The organism is Klebsiella sp. JN_Kp127 (assembly GCF_040062505.1).
Lineage (GTDB): Bacteria > Pseudomonadota > Gammaproteobacteria > Enterobacterales > Enterobacteriaceae > Klebsiella > Klebsiella quasipneumoniae.
Genome location: NZ_JBEAHS010000002.1, coordinates 177513 through 192841 on the forward strand (window position 1 = coordinate 177513; position 15329 = coordinate 192841).

A 15329-nucleotide genomic window follows, 5' to 3' on the forward strand; every position below is an offset into this window, starting at 1 on the left:
TTATTTACTCGATGAATGACTGCGCCAGGTATCAAGCCAGGCGCAGATAAATAAAAAGCACAACGCCCCGAGCGCACACCAGAACACCGCGCTCAGTACCCACGCCATCTCCTGCCAGAACGTCCGGTGCGTGACGAAAAACAGCCGCATCGTCACCATACAGACCGGCGCCGCCAGTATCGCGCCGAGCAAAGGACGCAGCACCCGCCGTCCGGGAGAGAGACAGCTCGCCGCCGCCCCTGGCAGCAAAAAGAAGAGCAGGCCCAGCTCCGGGTTGCCGCTGGCGCGAAAGGCCCCTTTCATATGTAACAACAACGATAAGCACACCACAATGAACAGAACGAAGCCACAGATAATGCCGGCCCAACTACGCTCAGATTTCACCGTATCCTCCTGATGTTGCCTCTAACTCACGTCCACGTCGCCCAGTCAGATAAAGCATTTCGGCAATCCATGCCAATAACTCCCCTACCAGCCTATAAACGATTGTCACTAGCCGCCGCATCCAGGAAGGATTAAACTAGCGGGTATATTTTTGCTGGTTATAACAGGGTGCCAGAATAGGTTCGCGACAACGCGAACGCCTGAGCAACCTTAGACCAAATAACCATTTCCTTCAACAACTTACTAGTAAACGAGAAGTTGGCTTTCGTGAATATAAACGTCGCAGATTTGTTAAACGGGAATTACATCCTGTTATTATTCGTTGTACTTGCATTAGGACTATGCCTGGGAAAACTGCGTCTCGGCTCAGTACAACTTGGTAATTCCATTGGCGTTTTAGTCGTTTCTCTATTATTAGGTCAGCAGCATTTCGCGATTAACACCGATGCCCTTAATCTCGGCTTTATGTTGTTTATTTTTTGCGTCGGCGTGGAAGCCGGTCCTAACTTTTTTTCGATTTTTTTCCGCGACGGGAAAAACTATCTGATGCTGGCCCTGGTGATGGTCGGTAGCGCGATGCTGATCGCCATGGTGCTGGGTAAAGTGTTCGGCTGGGATATCGGGCTCACCGCCGGTATGCTGGCGGGGGCGATGACCTCCACCCCGGTGCTGGTGGGCGCGGGGGACACCCTGCGCCATTTCGGCCTGCCCAGCGATCAGCTGGCGCAGTCGCTTGACCACCTGAGCCTCGGCTATGCCCTGACCTACCTGGTTGGTCTGGTGAGCCTGATCGTCGGCGCCCGCTATATGCCCAAGCTGCAGCATCAGGATCTGCAGACCAGCGCCCAGCAAATCGCCCGCGAGCGCGGCCTCGATACCGATTCCAAACGTAAAGTCTACCTGCCGGTGATCCGCGCCTATCGCGTCGGCCCGGAGCTGGTGGCATGGGCGGATGGCAAAAATCTGCGCGAGCTGGGCATTTATCGCCAGACCGGCTGCTATATCGAACGCATCCGCCGCAACGGCATTCTGGCCAACCCGGATGGCGACGCGGTGCTGCAGATGGGCGACGATATTGCGCTGGTGGGCTACCCGGACGCGCACGCCCGCCTCGACCCGAGCTTCCGCAACGGTAAAGAGGTTTTCGACCGCGACCTGCTCGACATGCGCATCGTCACCGAAGAGATTGTGGTCAAAAACCACAACGCCGTCGGCCGCCGCCTGGCGCAGCTCAAGCTTACCGATCACGGCTGCTTCCTGAACCGGGTCATTCGCAGCCAGATCGAGATGCCTATCGACGACAACGTGGTGCTGAACAAAGGCGACGTGCTGCAGGTCAGCGGCGACGCCCGCCGCGTGAAGACCGTAGCCGACCGCATTGGCTTTATCTCCATTCACAGCCAGGTGACCGACCTCCTCGCCTTCTGCGCCTTCTTTATCGTCGGCCTGATGATCGGCATGATCACCTTCCAGTTCAGCTCCTTCAGCTTCGGCATCGGCAACGCCGCCGGCCTGCTGTTCGCCGGCATCATGCTTGGCTTCCTGCGCGCCAACCACCCAACCTTCGGCTATATCCCGCAGGGGGCGCTGAACATGGTGAAAGAGTTTGGCCTGATGGTGTTTATGGCCGGGGTCGGGCTCAGCGCCGGGGCCGGGATCAATAACGGGCTGGGCGCCGTCGGCGGCCAGATGCTGGCGGCCGGGCTTATCGTCAGCCTGGTGCCGGTGGTGATCTGCTTCCTGTTCGGCGCCTACGTGCTGCGCATGAACCGGGCGATGCTGTTCGGCGCCATGATGGGGGCCCGCACCTGCGCCCCGGCGATGGAGATCATCAGCGATACCGCGCGCAGCAACATCCCGGCGCTCGGCTATGCGGGCACCTACGCCATCGCCAACGTGCTGCTCACCCTCGCCGGGACGCTCATCGTGATCATCTGGCCAGGGCTACAATAAATTTTTTGCGAAAAAAGCCGCCACAGGCAGAACTTTTTCTCAGGGCATCAGTCATAAGTAATGCCACTGCTTTTCTTTGATGTCCCCATTTTGTGGAGCCCATCAACCCCGCCACTTCGGTTCAAGGTTGATGGGTTTTTTGTTGCCTGCGTTTAGCCATTCCGGCTGAAACGCCGCCTCAGCGCCCCTCTTCCTGCGCCCTCTCCCCTGCCAGCTGCCCGACCATCATGCGGATCGCCGCCTTCGACAGCGGCGCGCGGTCGGTGACAAAGTGCAGGGTCATCCCTTCGATAAAGGCGTCGAGGCCGCGGGCGGTGTCGGGGGTAAACCACTGCTCCAGCGTCTGCTGGCTGCGCCGCATCCAGTTCTGCATCACCGCCTTCAGCGCTGGCTGGCTGCTGCAGAACGCGTACAGCTGGTACATCAGCTCCATATTGCGCGCCGTGGTCACCTGGGCGCTGAAGATCAGCTCCGCGATGGCATCGCAGGCTTGTTGCCGGTTCGTTACTCCGGCGAAGCTTTGCTGATACTGCGCCGACATCTCGGCGGTAAACAGGTTGAACGCCTCCGCGATCAGCGCCTCGATGCCGCTGAAATAGTAGGTCAGCGACCCCAGCGGCACATTCGCGCAGGTGGCGATTTTACGGTGCGTCACCGCATGGACGCCGTGCGCCGCGATGGTGTCCAGCGTCGCCTGCAGGATGCGCTCGCGGCGCTGCGGATCGTTCGGTCTACGGGCCATGATTTTCCTTTTCCGGTTTATGTACAAATGTACACATGCTTGCTACTGTTGTCTTCACTCTTCTCCTTTAAGGCGTTTACGGATGACGACGCAATCTTCGCGCAGAGCGCTCCAGCTTCGACTGTGGGCGCTGTTTATGTTCTTTTTCATCCCCGGCTTATTAATGGCCTCCTGGGCCACCCGCACGCCGGCGATCCGCGATCTGCTGGCGCTTTCTACCGCAGAGATGGGCGTCGTGCTGTTTGGCCTGTCGGTGGGATCGATGAGCGGTATTCTCTGCTCGGCGTGGCTGGTGAAGCGCTTTGGCACCCGCAAGGTCATCCGCACCACCATGTCCTTCGCCGTACTCGGCATGCTGGTGCTCAGCCTGGCGCTGTGGGTCACCTCCGCCCCGCTGTTCGCCTTCGGTCTGGCCATCTTTGGCGCCAGCTTTGGCTCGGCAGAGGTCGCCATTAACGTCGAGGGCGCGGCGGTTGAGCGGGAGATGAATAAAACGGTGCTGCCGATGATGCACGGCTTCTACAGCTTAGGCACCCTGTTCGGCGCCGGGGTGGGCATGGCGGTGACCGGGTTCGGCCTGCCCGCCGCTCCGCATATCCTGGCGGCCGCGCTGGTGGCCATTCTGCCCATCGCCATTGCCATCCGCGCCATTCCGGAGGGTACCGGTAAAAATGCCGCCGAAGCCGCCCACGGCGAGGCGAAAGGTCTGCCGGTATGGCGCGACGCGCAGCTGCTGCTTATCGGGGTCATCGTCCTGGCGATGGCCTTTGCCGAAGGCTCGGCCAATGACTGGCTGCCGCTGCTGATGGTGGACGGCCACGGCTTTAGCCCCACCTCCGGCTCGCTGATCTATGCCGGCTTCACCCTCGGCATGACGCTGGGCCGCTTTACCGGCGGCTGGTTTATCGATCGCTACAGCCGGGTGACGGTGGTTCGCGGCAGCGCGGTGATGGGCGCCCTGGGTATCGGCCTGATTATCTTCGTCGATAACCCCTGGGTGGCGGGCATCTCGGTGCTGCTGTGGGGCATCGGCGCCTCGCTCGGCTTCCCGCTGACTATTTCCGCCGCCAGCGATACCGGTCCGGATGCCCCTAAGCGCGTCAGCGTGGTGGCGATTACCGGGTATCTTGCTTTCCTCGTCGGGCCGCCGCTGTTGGGCTTCCTCGGCGAGCACTTCGGCCTGCGCAGCGCGATGCTGGTGGTGCTGGGCCTGGTGATGGTGGCGGCGCTGGTCGCCCGCGCGGTGGCTAAGCCACAGTCTGAACCCGTTATGGAGAACAGCTAATGAGCATCAAACTGATTGCGGTGGATATGGACGGCACCTTTTTAAGCGATGCCAAAACCTACAACCGGCCGCGCTTCCTCGCCCAGTATCAACGAATGCGCGAGCAGAACATTCGCTTCGTGGTCGCCAGCGGCAACCAGTACTACCAGCTGATCTCCTTCTTTCCGGAGATTGCCCACCAGATCGCCTTCGTGGCGGAAAACGGCGGCTGGGTAGTGAGCGGCAATGAAGATGTCTTCAACTGCCAGCTGCCGGTTCACCATTTCAACGCCGTGGTCGATCATCTGCAGACGCTGCCGAATATCGAAATCATCGCCTGCGGGAAGCGCAGCGCCTACACCCTCAACCGCTACAACGACGCGCTGAAGACGGTGGCGGCGAAGTATTATCACCGCCTTGAACTGGTGGATGATTTTAACCATCTCGATGACACCATCCTCAAATTTGGTCTCAACGTGCCGGACCGCCTGATCCCGGAAATTCAGCCGAGGCTGCACGCGGCGCTGGGGGACATGGTGACCGCAGTGGCCACCGGCTACGGCAGCATCGACTTAATTATCCCGGGGGTGCACAAAGCCAACGGCCTGCGTATTTTGCAGCAGCGCTGGGGCATCGAGGATCATGAGGTGGTGGCGTTCGGCGACAGCGGCAACGATATCGAAATGCTGCAGCACGCCGGGTTTGGCTTCGCCATGGCCAACGCCCGGGAAGACGTCAAAGCCGTCGCCCGCTATCATGCGCCGCACAACAACGAAGAGGGGGTTCTGCAGATTATCGATAAGGTGTTGGATCGCGAAGCGCCGTTCGCCTGATAAGACCCGGATGCAAGCGCATCCGGGTTGAAAACCGGTTACCCCTGCTGCGAATTGCCGACGCTTTTATCTTTCAGGAAGTAGATCATCAGCCCCAGCCACAGCACCCCGCCCAGCAGGTTAAACAGGCTGAACAGCCCATTGCCGCCCAGCTCGTAAGCATGTTTGCTGAGCTCGATGCCGACGGTGAAGATCAGCATCTGCAGCATTCCCATCGCCGCCGAAACCGTGCCTTTGCTCATCTCGCTGGCGAACAGGGTTAAGCGCACCAGGCCGGCATTCGCCAGGCCAATCCCGAAGGCGTAGAAGCTCAGGCCGGCGGTCATCCACAGATAGGCGTGGGAAGAGACCACCGTCGCCGCCGCGGAGAGGAGCAGGCCAAACACGATCGGCCAGCCGCCCATGATAATCAGCGAGCGCACGGTACGGCGCGAAGTCAGGCGCGCCAGCACCAGGTTGCCGGCAATCAGCGCGCCGAAAATCGGCACCTGCAGCATGCCATACTCATAGCTGGTGGCTTGTTCGCCGCTGATAATAATGACCGGCGACTGGGCAATCCACGCCAGCAGCGGCAGGCTGACAAAGCCGGTGGCCAGCGCGCCGGCGACGAAGCGCAGGTTCTTCAGCACCAGCCGATAGTCGCGGCCCAGCTCTTTGACCGACAGCTTTTCACCCAGCCGCGTCGCGGTCTCCGGCATCGCCCGCTGCAGGCCGACAAACGAGATGGCCGCCAGCACGGCGAACAGCACGAACATCATCTCCCACGGCAGGATATGTACCCAGGCGGCGCCCACCAGCGGCCCCAGCAGCGGAGCAATCAGCGCCACGTTGGCCATCAGGGCGGTGATTTTAATACACACCGCCTCCTCAAAGGACTCCTGGATCGCCGCGTAGCCGACCGCACCGATAAAGCACAGGCTGATCCCCTGCAGGAAGCGCAGCAGGGTGAACTGCTCAATGGTCTGCGCCAGCAGCGTCGCCAGGCAGGTGACGATAAACCACACCACCCCGGTCAACATCACCGGACGGCGGCCAATACGGTCCGACAGCGGCCCCAGCAGCCACTGTAAAAACATGCCGCCGGCCAGATAGGCGGTCATCGAGGTGGGAACCCACTCGTTGCCCACCTGGAATTCCTGAACCACGGCCAGCATACCCGGCTGGATCATATCGTTGCCGATATAGGTGGAAAACTCGTACAGCACCAGACATAGCGGGAACAGCAACGCCTGCCTTCCGAGGCGGCGGCCTGAAAGCGAATAATTTTGCATGAAATCTCTTATCTATCAAAAATCGCGCAAAGTGTAATGAAACTCCCGGCGCGGAGATAGTGAATTGTGGGTGACACCGCACAATATTGCGAGTTGCGCGCCCCCGTCAGGCTTCTTCTTTGCAATTCACTCTGCGTATATATTCCGTTTATGTTTCAGCAATGTGACAAAGGATATACTGACCCTTTTCAGGGGGTTAGCGCCGCGCCTCAGGAGGCGACATTTCATAACAACCTGATCTTTAAGACAATGCTGCTTTATCTCCGCACCGCTTTTATTTAGGGTAGGCGGCTTATTTGCTATCGGACCAACGAGCCTGGAAGTCTATGCTGGAAAATATTAACTACGCGCTGTTCGCCCTGCTCAACGCGACCCCGGCCTCGCCGCAGTGGGCCATTGAGGTGGCGATTTTCATCGCTAAAGATTTGATTCTGATCGTGCCCCTGCTGGTGGTGACCTTGTGGCTGTGGGGGCCTGCCCAGCGGCAGATGGTTTTTAAGCTGATGCTGGCGCTGACGATCAGCCTGACCGTCTCATGGGCGATCGGCCACCTCTATCCGCACGATCGGCCATTTGTCGCCGGCGTGGGCTATAACTTCCTGCACCATGCGGCGGACGACTCCTTCCCCAGCGACCATGGCACCGTCAGCTTTACCTTTGCCCTGGCCTTCCTGTTCTGGCATCGCCTGTGGTCCGGCACCCTGCTGATGGCCCTTGCCGCCGCCATCGCCTGGTCCCGCGTCTATCTCGGCGTCCACTGGCCGCTGGACATGGTTGGCGGCCTGCTGGCCGGGATGTGCGGCTGCCTTGGCGCGGCGCTAATCTGGCATACTGTCGGCCCGGCGCTGTACCGTCAGCTGCAGCGCCTCTATCGCCTCTGCTTCTCCCTGCCGATCCGTAAAGGCTGGGTGCGCGGCTAAACGCCGACCGTCGCGGCGGCCACCGCGTGACTAACCCGCAAGCGACAGGTAAAATCCCGCTAACGCCCTGCCTCCGCAGGGCGATTTTAGCGCAGAGGGAATATGGAAACTCGCCGTGACGAACGCATCAGTCAGCTCATTCAGGCACTCAAGCGCAGCGATAAGCTGCATCTGAAAGAAGCGGCCTCCCTGCTTGGGGTGTCGGAAATGACCATTCGTCGCGACCTCAATGGCCACAGCGGTCCGGTCGTGCTGCTCGGCGGATACATTGTGCTGGAGCCGCGCAGCGCCACCCATTACCTGCTCAGCGACCAAAAGACCCGGCTGGTCGAGGAGAAACGCCGCGCCGCCCGCCATGCGGCTGCGCTGCTGGAGCCCCATCAGATGGCCTTCTTCGACTGCGGGACCACCACCCCGTGGATCATCGACGCCATTGACGATGCCCTGCCCTTCACCGGCGTCTGCTACTCCCTGAACACCTTTCTGGCCCTGCAGGAAAAGCCCCAGTGCCGCGCGGTCCTGTGTGGTGGAGAATTTCATGCCAGCAACGCGATTTTTATGCCGCTGAGCCTTGAGGATACCCTCAGCCATCTGAGCCCTGACATCGCCTTTTACTCGGCGGCGGGCATTGACTGCGAACAGGGGGCGACCTGCTATAACCTGGAGGAGCTGCCGGTCAAACACTGGGCGATGCGACACGCGCGCTACCACGTGCTGGTGGTCGACCACAGCAAGTTTGGCAAAGTGCGTCCGGCGCGCATGGGGGCGTTAGCGAAGTTTGACGTGATCGCCAGCGATATCTGCCCGGATGATGAGCTGGTGGCGCTGGCGAAGGCACAGCAGATCTCCCTGCTGTATTGAAGCGTCACTATTGAAGCGTAACTGACCGCGCCCCGCCGGACGCGGTCATGGCATCAGGAGAACCAGCTGCCGAACCAGCCGTGCAGTTTCATCAGTACGAAGTCGATCATCCGGCTGAAGAAGCCGCCCTCTTTCACCGGCTCCATGACGATCAGCGGGCGCTGCTCAATGGTTTTATCATTCAGCTTAAAGTCGATAGTCCCGACCACCTGCCCCTTCTCCAGCGGCGCGGTAAGCTGCGGCTGGTTTAAGGTGTAGCTGGCTTTCAGGTTTTTCAGCTGGCCCTTCGGCAGGGTGATAGAGCCCGCTTCGCCGGCCCCCAGTTTCGCTTCGCTGCTATCGCCAAACCATACGCGCTGGGTGACGAAGGTGGCATCCGGTTTAATCGGCGTCACGGTTTCATAGAAGCGGAAGCCCCAGGTCAGCAGTTTTTCCGACTCGTTAAAGCGAATGCGGTCGGTTTTGGTCCCCAGCACCACGGCAATCAGACGCATATCGCCCTGAGTGGCCGAAGAAACCAGGTTATAGCCGGCCCCGGCGGTGGTCCCGGTTTTCACGCCATCGGCGTTGAGGTTGGTGCTCCACAGCAAGCGGTTACGGTTTGGCTGGCGAATTTTATTAAAGGTAAACTCTTTCTCTTTATGTACCGCGTACTCTTCCGGTACGTCGTGGATCATCGCTTTGGTCAGTAACGCCATATCGCGGGCGGTACTGAACTGCCCCGGCGCATCGAGGCCGTGGACGGTCATAAAGGTGGTGTTGGTCAGCCCCATTTTTTTGGCGTAGCCGTTCATCAGGCTGACGAAAGCGTCCTGGCTGCCCGCCACGTAGTCCGCAATGGCAATGCTGGCGTCGTTACCGGACTGAATGATGACCCCTTTGTTCAGATCTTCTACTGAAACCTGCATGCCGGGCTTGAGGAACATCACCGATGAACCGCGCAGCGCCGGGTTGCCGGTCGCCCAGGCATCGCGCCCGACGGTCACCATATCGGTCAGTTTAATTTTTCCCGCTTTTATCGCCTGCCCCACCACGTAGCTGGTCATGATCTTCGTCAGACTGGCCGGGTCGAGTTTTTCATCGGCATTGCCTTCGCTCAGCACCTTCCCGCTGGCGTAGTCCATCAGGATCCAGGCGCGAGCGTCAATCGAAGGGGCGTCGGGGAGTTGTTCTGCAGCCTGCACCGCAGGTGCGACAAGAAATAACAGCGCGCAACCTGCCGCGAGGCCGCGAAGGGAAAAAGCGTCATGCATCATAAGAGCCACCCAAGTATCCTTTCCAAACAAAATATGCCGCGCCACTCTGACCGCGCCGCAGCAACCGGTGAGTAAAGCGTACAAATGACCTTAAAGAAACAGCGAGTTGGTAAAGTTTTTAAAGTTTACGCAATAACATGCCGCTGTGCTTTAATCAGAACAATTTTTTTGATCGTGATTGCCTAAATATTAACTTTATCCCAACATGATCGCCGATCGCGCTGCAACGGCAGTGAAACAAACTCAGGAGCGAAAATGATTACACTGTGGGGACGTAATAACTCGACCAACGTGAAGAAAGTGCGCTGGGTGCTGGAGGAGCTGGATCTGCCGTATGAACAGATCCTCGCCGGGCTGGAGTTTGGTCTCAATCATGACCCGGAATATCTGGCGATGAACCCCAACGGGCTGGTGCCGCTGTTAAAGGACGATGCCACCGGGGTGGTGTTGTGGGAATCAAATACGATTATTCGCTACCTTGCCGCCCAGTATGGCGCTGACCGTCTGTGGCTGGCCGCGCCGGCGCAGCGCGCGCAAGGCGATAAGTGGATGGACTGGTCCAACGGCACGCTCTCTCCCGCCCATCGCCCGGTATTAATGGGTCTGGTGAGGACGCCGCCGGAGCAACGCGACCCGGCGGCCATCGCCGCGGGGATCAGCGCCTGCGAAGCGCTGTTCGCCATGCTGGATGACGAGCTGGCGAAAACGCCGTGGCTCTCCGGCGAGCAGTTCGGCCTTGGCGATATTGCCGTCGCCCCCTTCGTCTACAACCTGCTGTCGATCCTCGACAGCTGGCAACCGCGTCCCCATCTGCAGCGCTGGTACCAGCAGATTAGCCAGCGTCCGGCCTGGCGCGAAGTGGTGCAGATCCCGGTCACCTGAAATTAACTCTTCGGACTCAGCCGCAATAGCTCGCCGTTAGACTCGTCGGTTAACACATACAGATAGCCGTCGGGTCCCACGCGGACGTCGCGGATCCGTTTCCCGCGCGCCTCCAGCAGGCGCCCCTCCTCGCGGACCTGATTGCCGTCCACCGCCAGAACAATCAGCGATGTCTCCTTCAGCGCGCCGATAAACAGCTTATGTTGCCACTGGGGAAAGGTCTGCGCCGCGTAAAAGGCCATCCCGCTCACTCCCGGTGAGACCGGCCAGACATACAGGGGAGGCTCGGTCCCCGGCACCGTCTTGCCCCTGGCCTCCGGAATGGGCAGGCCGCTGTAGTTAATGCCGTGCGTCGCCAGCGGCCAGCCGTAGTTTTTTCCCGCCTGCGGGATATTAATTTCATCCCCGCCGCGCGGGCCATGCTCGTTCAGCCACAGCGCCCCGCTCCACGGATTCATCGCCATACCCTGCGGATTGCGGATGCCGTAGGCCCAGATCTCCGGCCTCACGTCGGTCCGGCCAACAAAGGGGTTATCCGGCGGAACGCCCCCGGTCTCCGTCAAACGGACCACTTTTCCCTGTAGCTTGCCGAGATCCTGAGCGGTGGGACGCTGATTGTTCTCCCCGAGGCCAATAAACAGATGCCCTTTGCCGTCGAACACCAGCCGGCCGCCAAAATGATTGCCGACGGAGAGTTTCGGCTGCTGGCGAAACACCACGGTGAAGTTCGTCAGCTGCGTGGCATCCTGGCTCAACTGCCCGTAGCCCACCGCGGTGCCCGCTTTGCCGCTGGCGTCGCTCTCCGCATAGCTTAGCCACACCCGCCGCGACTGCGCGAAATCCGGGGCCAGCGCCACGTCCAGTAAGCCTCCCTGGCCGTTGGCCCACACCTGCGGCACGCCGGCTATCGGCGCCGACAAGCCTTTACCCGGCTGCCAGCGCTTGAGCTCGCCGCCGCGCAGAGTAATCAACATGCCCTGGTCGCCGGGGAGAAACGCCAGGCTCCACGGATGGGCCAGCCGGTTCTGCAATACTTCCACCCGCACCGCGGCCTGGCTCAGGGCCGGCAGCGACAGGGCGCTCAATAGCAACAGCAGCGGGATCGGACGCATGGCATTCTCCTTTCGTCAGCTCTGCGCTAAAGGGTAGCCAGCGGGGAAATTTGCGCGGGGATTTTTACATAACCTTTAACAGGGGAAGCGTCCACTTCCCCTGGGTTTCAGCCGATCAGGCATGAGGGATTGGCGACAATTTATTCAATTTATGAATATTTGAAGTCAATCCTGTCAGACAGCGTTCTAGCTTCTCTACGTTAACAGCGATGTACAGCGGACAATCATGATGTCCGCTCATCAGGCATACTGCAGCGGCGGCGACGGACTCGCCGGCCAAACGAAGGGCATCCCTCTCCTCCGGTGAAATGACATTCTGCAGGCGCGGCGCCTGGGCACGCATTTCACGGCAAAGCTCAAACAAGTTTTCACGCAGATGGTCATTTTCGCTGACTGACATGTAGCCTTTGGCCTTTCGCAGCTGCAGATAGGCGTCAATATCGATATTGGCGTTAATGAGCTTCTGCAAAAGGTGGCGGTATAGTCTGTCAACGCTCATCACGGTTCCTCCTCTGTCGTCCTTTACCTCATCCATAATACGGTTATTTTTTGTACAAAATGATGCGCCAGGTCAATTATTCCCAAGCCTTTAACACCCTTTACAATGTAACAACCTTGCCGCTTTGTCAGGTATATAACAAAGATAATGTTATACGATCACATTTGATTTCATAAAGAAATCAATTCACATTCGCCGCCATAAAAAGGCCAAAATAGTGCTGCAATGATCACATTATATTGCTGGCGCTATTGCGCGATCGCCAGTCAGGATGCCATAACAAATCATTAATGTAATACGTATAACATTTAATAAAAACAGCGACCGCGGTTCGCTGATAATCTCTCTGCCCATTTGCAAGGAACTGAACCATGACGCCCGGTAAAAGAAACTACCTTCTGTTGAGTCTTTTCGATTTCCTCTACCTGTTCGCCTGGTCGTCGACCATGGCTTTCTTTGTCATCTGGACCACCCAGCATCTTGGCATCAGCGCCACGAAAACCGGCCTGCTCTATTCGGTCAACGCCTTTATCGCCCTGCTGATGCAGCCTTTCTTCGGCTTTATCTCCGACAAGTTCGGCCTGAAAAAACGCCTTATCTGGCTGCTGGTGGCGCTGCTCCTGCCGGTAGGCCCCTTCTTTATCTACGTTTACGCGCCGCTGCTGATGCACAGCTTCTGGATTGGCGCGCTGCTGGGAGGCATCTATCTGGGGATCATCTTTAACTCCGGCTGCGGGGTGATCGACTCTTATATCGATAAGATTTCCCGCCGCTACCAGTTCGAATACGGTCGGGTGCGGATGTGGGGCTCGTTAGGCTGGGCGGCCGCGGCCTGGATCGTCGGTAAATATATCGACAGCAATCCCAATCTGGCCTTCTGGCTCGCCAGCCTCGCCATCGTCATCGCCGCCGTCTGCTTTATGCTGACCAAAATCGAATTAACTGACGCCGATGTGGCGCGAAGCGAATCGCTGAAGGTCTCCCATGCCCTTGAGCTGGCGAAGAACCGCCAGTTCTGGATGCTGCTGATTTTTACCCTGTTCGTCACGCAGATTTATGACACCTACGATCAGCAATTTGCCCAGTACTTCTCGCTGCAGTTCCCGACGCCGGAGGAAGGCAACCGCTGGTATGGGATCCTCGCCTCCATTCAGGTGTGCGGCGAAACGCTGTTCTTATGCCTGATGCCGTGGTTTGTTAACCGGACCGGCGCCAAATGGGCGCTGATCATTGCCGGGCTGATCATGTCGGTACGTATTGCTGGCTCGGCGGTGCCTCTCGGCCCGGTGTGGATTGGCGCAGTAAAAATGATGCATGCCCTGGAGAAACCGTTAATTCTGGTGTCGGTCTTTAAATTCATCGCCGCCAACTTCGACCACAAGCTCTCTTCAACAGTCTATTTACTGGTGCTGTTTGTCGCCTCGATCGCCACCGCCATCTACTCGCCGCTGGCAGGCTATCTGTACGATACCATTGGCTTCGCCGACACCTATCTGATCCTCGGCGGCATCGCCGGGCTCTTTACTCTGATCTCTGTCTTCACGCTGCAGGATAAGCGCGAGCCGAAAAAGCCCGGCGTCGCCCCCTCCGGAGCCGTCACCCCGGCGCAATAAGTCTCTGCCCGGCAGCAACGCCGGGCATGAATCGCCGCCCGCGCGCACGGCGTGCCGGAAGCGTTTCCCGCCCCTCTGCCCCGGGGCGTGCGGGATCCGCTGTAGCGGCAGGGGCGTGAAAGGCAGGGTTGGGTGCGCTTTTTCACCATTAACCGTGACGGAGCTATACTCTTTTTCGCAAAGATCTGTAGAATTCCTGCCCTGACCATTCCAATAATTGAACACTTTTTAAGCTATGAGCAATGTCACGCACCAGCCGAAAATCGGCTTCGTCTCCCTGGGCTGCCCGAAAAACCTCGTGGACTCAGAGCGTATCCTGACCGAACTGCGCACCGAAGGTTATGACGTCGTACCTACCTACGACAACGCCGATATGGTGATCGTTAACACCTGCGGCTTTATCGACAGCGCTGTGCAGGAATCGCTGGAAGCGATCGGCGAAGCGTTGAAAGAGAACGGTAAGGTGATCGTCACCGGCTGTCTCGGCGCAAAAGAGGATCAGATCCGCGAAGTGCACCCGAAGGTGCTGGAGATCACCGGTCCGCACAGCTATGAGCAGGTGCTGGAGCACGTCCACCACTATACGCCAAAGCCGAAGCACAACCCGTTCCTGAGCCTAGTGCCGGAACAGGGCGTTAAGCTGACGCCGCGCCACTACGCCTACTTAAAAATTTCCGAAGGCTGCAACCATCGCTGCACCTTCTGCATTATTCCGTCCATGCGCGGCGATCTGGTGAGCCGTCCGATTGGCGAAGTGCTGGCGGAAGCCAAACGCCTCGCTGACGCTGGCGTGAAAGAGCTGCTGGTGATTTCGCAGGACACCTCCGCCTACGGCGTCGACGTCAAGCACCGCACCGGTTTCCACAACGGTATGCCGGTGAAGACCAGCATGGTCAGCCTGTGCGAAGAGCTGGCGAAGCTCGGCATCTGGGTGCGCCTGCACTATGTCTACCCGTACCCGCACGTCGACGATGTGATCCCGCTGATGGCGGAAGGCAAAATTCTGCCGTACCTCGATATTCCGCTGCAGCACGCCAGCCCGCGTATCCTGAAGCTGATGAAGCGTCCAGGATCCGCGGACCGTCAGCTGGCGCGCATCAAGCAGTGGCGTGAAATCTGCCCGGATCTGACCCTGCGCTCCACCTTTATCGTGGGCTTCCCGGGCGAAACGGAAGAAGATTTCCAGATGCTGCTCGACTTCCTGAAAGAGGCGCGTCTCGACCGCGTCGGCTGCTTCAAGTACAGCCCGGTTGAAGGCGCCACCGCCAATGAGCTGGCGGACCAGGTGCCGGAAGAGGTGAAAGAGGAGCGCTGGAACCGCTTTATGCAGCTGCAGCAGCAGATCTCTGCCGAGCGTCTGCAGGAAAAAGTGGGCCGCGAAATCCTGGTGCTGGTGGATGAAGTGGATGAAGAAGGCGCAATTGGCCGCAGCATGGCCGACGCCCCGGAAATCGACGGCGCGGTCTACCTGAACGGCGAAACCCGCGTTAAGCCGGGCGACGTGGTGCGGGTGAAAGTCGAGCACGCCGACGAATACGATCTGTGGGGAACCCGGATCTAGTCCAGCTTCCCGGATAGCGGCTTATCGCATTCCCCTGCCTGGGGGGGTCCTCCCGTAGGCTCCCCCCAGGCCCGGCAAGCGCAGCGCCGCCGGGCGATGACAGCGGGCACGGAGCCGTTTTTATGCCGGGTGGCGGCTGCGCCTTATCCGGCCTGGAGGGTCCTCTCGCAGGCTGACA

14 protein-coding genes are annotated in these 15329 nt (G+C 59.1%); 8 read left to right on the top strand and 6 right to left on the bottom strand.

Features of this window, described 5'->3' with window-relative positions; genetic code table 11:
- On the bottom strand, positions 1-384 hold the full coding sequence (gene ybjM / locus ABLV04_RS01740) for an inner membrane protein YbjM (RefSeq protein ID WP_002896351.1): 384 nt from the start codon (positions 382-384) through the stop codon (positions 1-3).
- 267 nt (positions 385-651) lie between these two features.
- Between ybjM and ABLV04_RS01745 the strand changes: the two genes are divergently transcribed.
- Entirely contained in the window at positions 652-2337 is a 1686-nt protein-coding gene (locus ABLV04_RS01745; RefSeq protein WP_004179131.1) for an aspartate:alanine antiporter, read from the top strand.
- 178 nt (positions 2338-2515) lie between these two features.
- Here the strand turns inward: ABLV04_RS01745 and ABLV04_RS01750 are convergent, their stop codons facing one another.
- Positions 2516-3079: a TetR family transcriptional regulator gene (locus ABLV04_RS01750; protein ID WP_023288979.1), complete on the bottom strand. Its 564-nt coding sequence runs from the start codon at positions 3077-3079 to the stop codon at positions 2516-2518.
- An 82-nt stretch (positions 3080-3161) separates the two neighbouring features.
- Here ABLV04_RS01750 and ABLV04_RS01755 point away from each other — a divergent pair, with 82 nt between their 5' ends.
- Positions 3162-4364 carry an MFS transporter gene (locus ABLV04_RS01755; RefSeq protein ID WP_180265792.1) on the top strand — a complete coding sequence of 401 codons (1203 nt, stop codon included), beginning with the start codon at positions 3162-3164 and terminating at the stop codon, positions 4362-4364.
- The gene (locus ABLV04_RS01760) at positions 4364-5176 is read left to right on the top strand and encodes a Cof-type HAD-IIB family hydrolase (RefSeq protein WP_023288977.1); all 813 of its coding nucleotides are present in this window, start codon (positions 4364-4366) and stop codon (positions 5174-5176) included. The genes ABLV04_RS01755 and ABLV04_RS01760 overlap by 1 nt, the downstream gene beginning before the upstream one ends.
- Positions 5177-5214: 38 nt before the next feature.
- On the opposite strand, the gene kdeA is transcribed toward ABLV04_RS01760, so the two are convergent.
- A complete protein-coding gene (gene kdeA, locus ABLV04_RS01765; protein ID WP_004201293.1) occupies positions 5215-6447 on the bottom strand; it encodes a multidrug efflux MFS transporter KdeA in 1233 nt (410 codons plus the stop codon).
- 326 nt (positions 6448-6773) lie between these two features.
- Here kdeA and ybjG point away from each other — a divergent pair, with 326 nt between their 5' ends.
- Positions 6774-7367 (top strand): undecaprenyl-diphosphate phosphatase, encoded by a 594-nt coding sequence (gene ybjG / locus ABLV04_RS01770; RefSeq protein ID WP_180265793.1) that lies wholly within the window; start codon positions 6774-6776, stop codon positions 7365-7367.
- A gap of 102 nt (positions 7368-7469) precedes the next feature.
- Entirely contained in the window at positions 7470-8228 is a 759-nt protein-coding gene (gene deoR / locus ABLV04_RS01775; RefSeq protein ID WP_023288975.1) for a DNA-binding transcriptional repressor DeoR, read from the top strand.
- Positions 8229-8281: 53 nt separating this feature from the next.
- On the opposite strand, the gene dacC is transcribed toward deoR, so the two are convergent.
- Positions 8282-9484: a serine-type D-Ala-D-Ala carboxypeptidase gene (gene dacC / locus ABLV04_RS01780; protein ID WP_004201290.1), complete on the bottom strand. Its 1203-nt coding sequence runs from the start codon at positions 9482-9484 to the stop codon at positions 8282-8284.
- 255 nt (positions 9485-9739) lie between these two features.
- Between dacC and ABLV04_RS01785 the strand changes: the two genes are divergently transcribed.
- A complete protein-coding gene (locus ABLV04_RS01785; RefSeq protein ID WP_032455238.1) occupies positions 9740-10366 on the top strand; it encodes a glutathione S-transferase family protein in 627 nt (208 codons plus the stop codon).
- Between the two features lie 2 nt (positions 10367-10368).
- Here the strand turns inward: ABLV04_RS01785 and ABLV04_RS01790 are convergent, their stop codons facing one another.
- Positions 10369-11478 carry a PQQ-dependent sugar dehydrogenase gene (locus tag ABLV04_RS01790; RefSeq protein WP_180265794.1) on the bottom strand — a complete coding sequence of 370 codons (1110 nt, stop codon included), beginning with the start codon at positions 11476-11478 and terminating at the stop codon, positions 10369-10371.
- A 115-nt stretch (positions 11479-11593) separates the two neighbouring features.
- Positions 11594-11977, bottom strand: coding sequence for a biofilm formation regulator BssR (gene bssR / locus ABLV04_RS01795; protein WP_065881878.1), 384 nt, complete (start codon positions 11975-11977; stop codon positions 11594-11596).
- 371 nt (positions 11978-12348) lie between these two features.
- Here bssR and ABLV04_RS01800 point away from each other — a divergent pair, with 371 nt between their 5' ends.
- Both ABLV04_RS01800 and rimO read left to right on the top strand, forming a co-directional pair.
- Positions 12349-13590, top strand: a complete 1242-nt coding sequence (locus ABLV04_RS01800) for an oligosaccharide MFS transporter (protein WP_023288971.1) — start codon at positions 12349-12351, stop codon at positions 13588-13590.
- Positions 13591-13825: 235 nt separating this feature from the next.
- A complete protein-coding gene (gene rimO / locus ABLV04_RS01805; RefSeq protein WP_023288970.1) occupies positions 13826-15151 on the top strand; it encodes a 30S ribosomal protein S12 methylthiotransferase RimO in 1326 nt (441 codons plus the stop codon).
- The last annotated feature ends 178 nt before the right edge of the window (positions 15152-15329 follow it).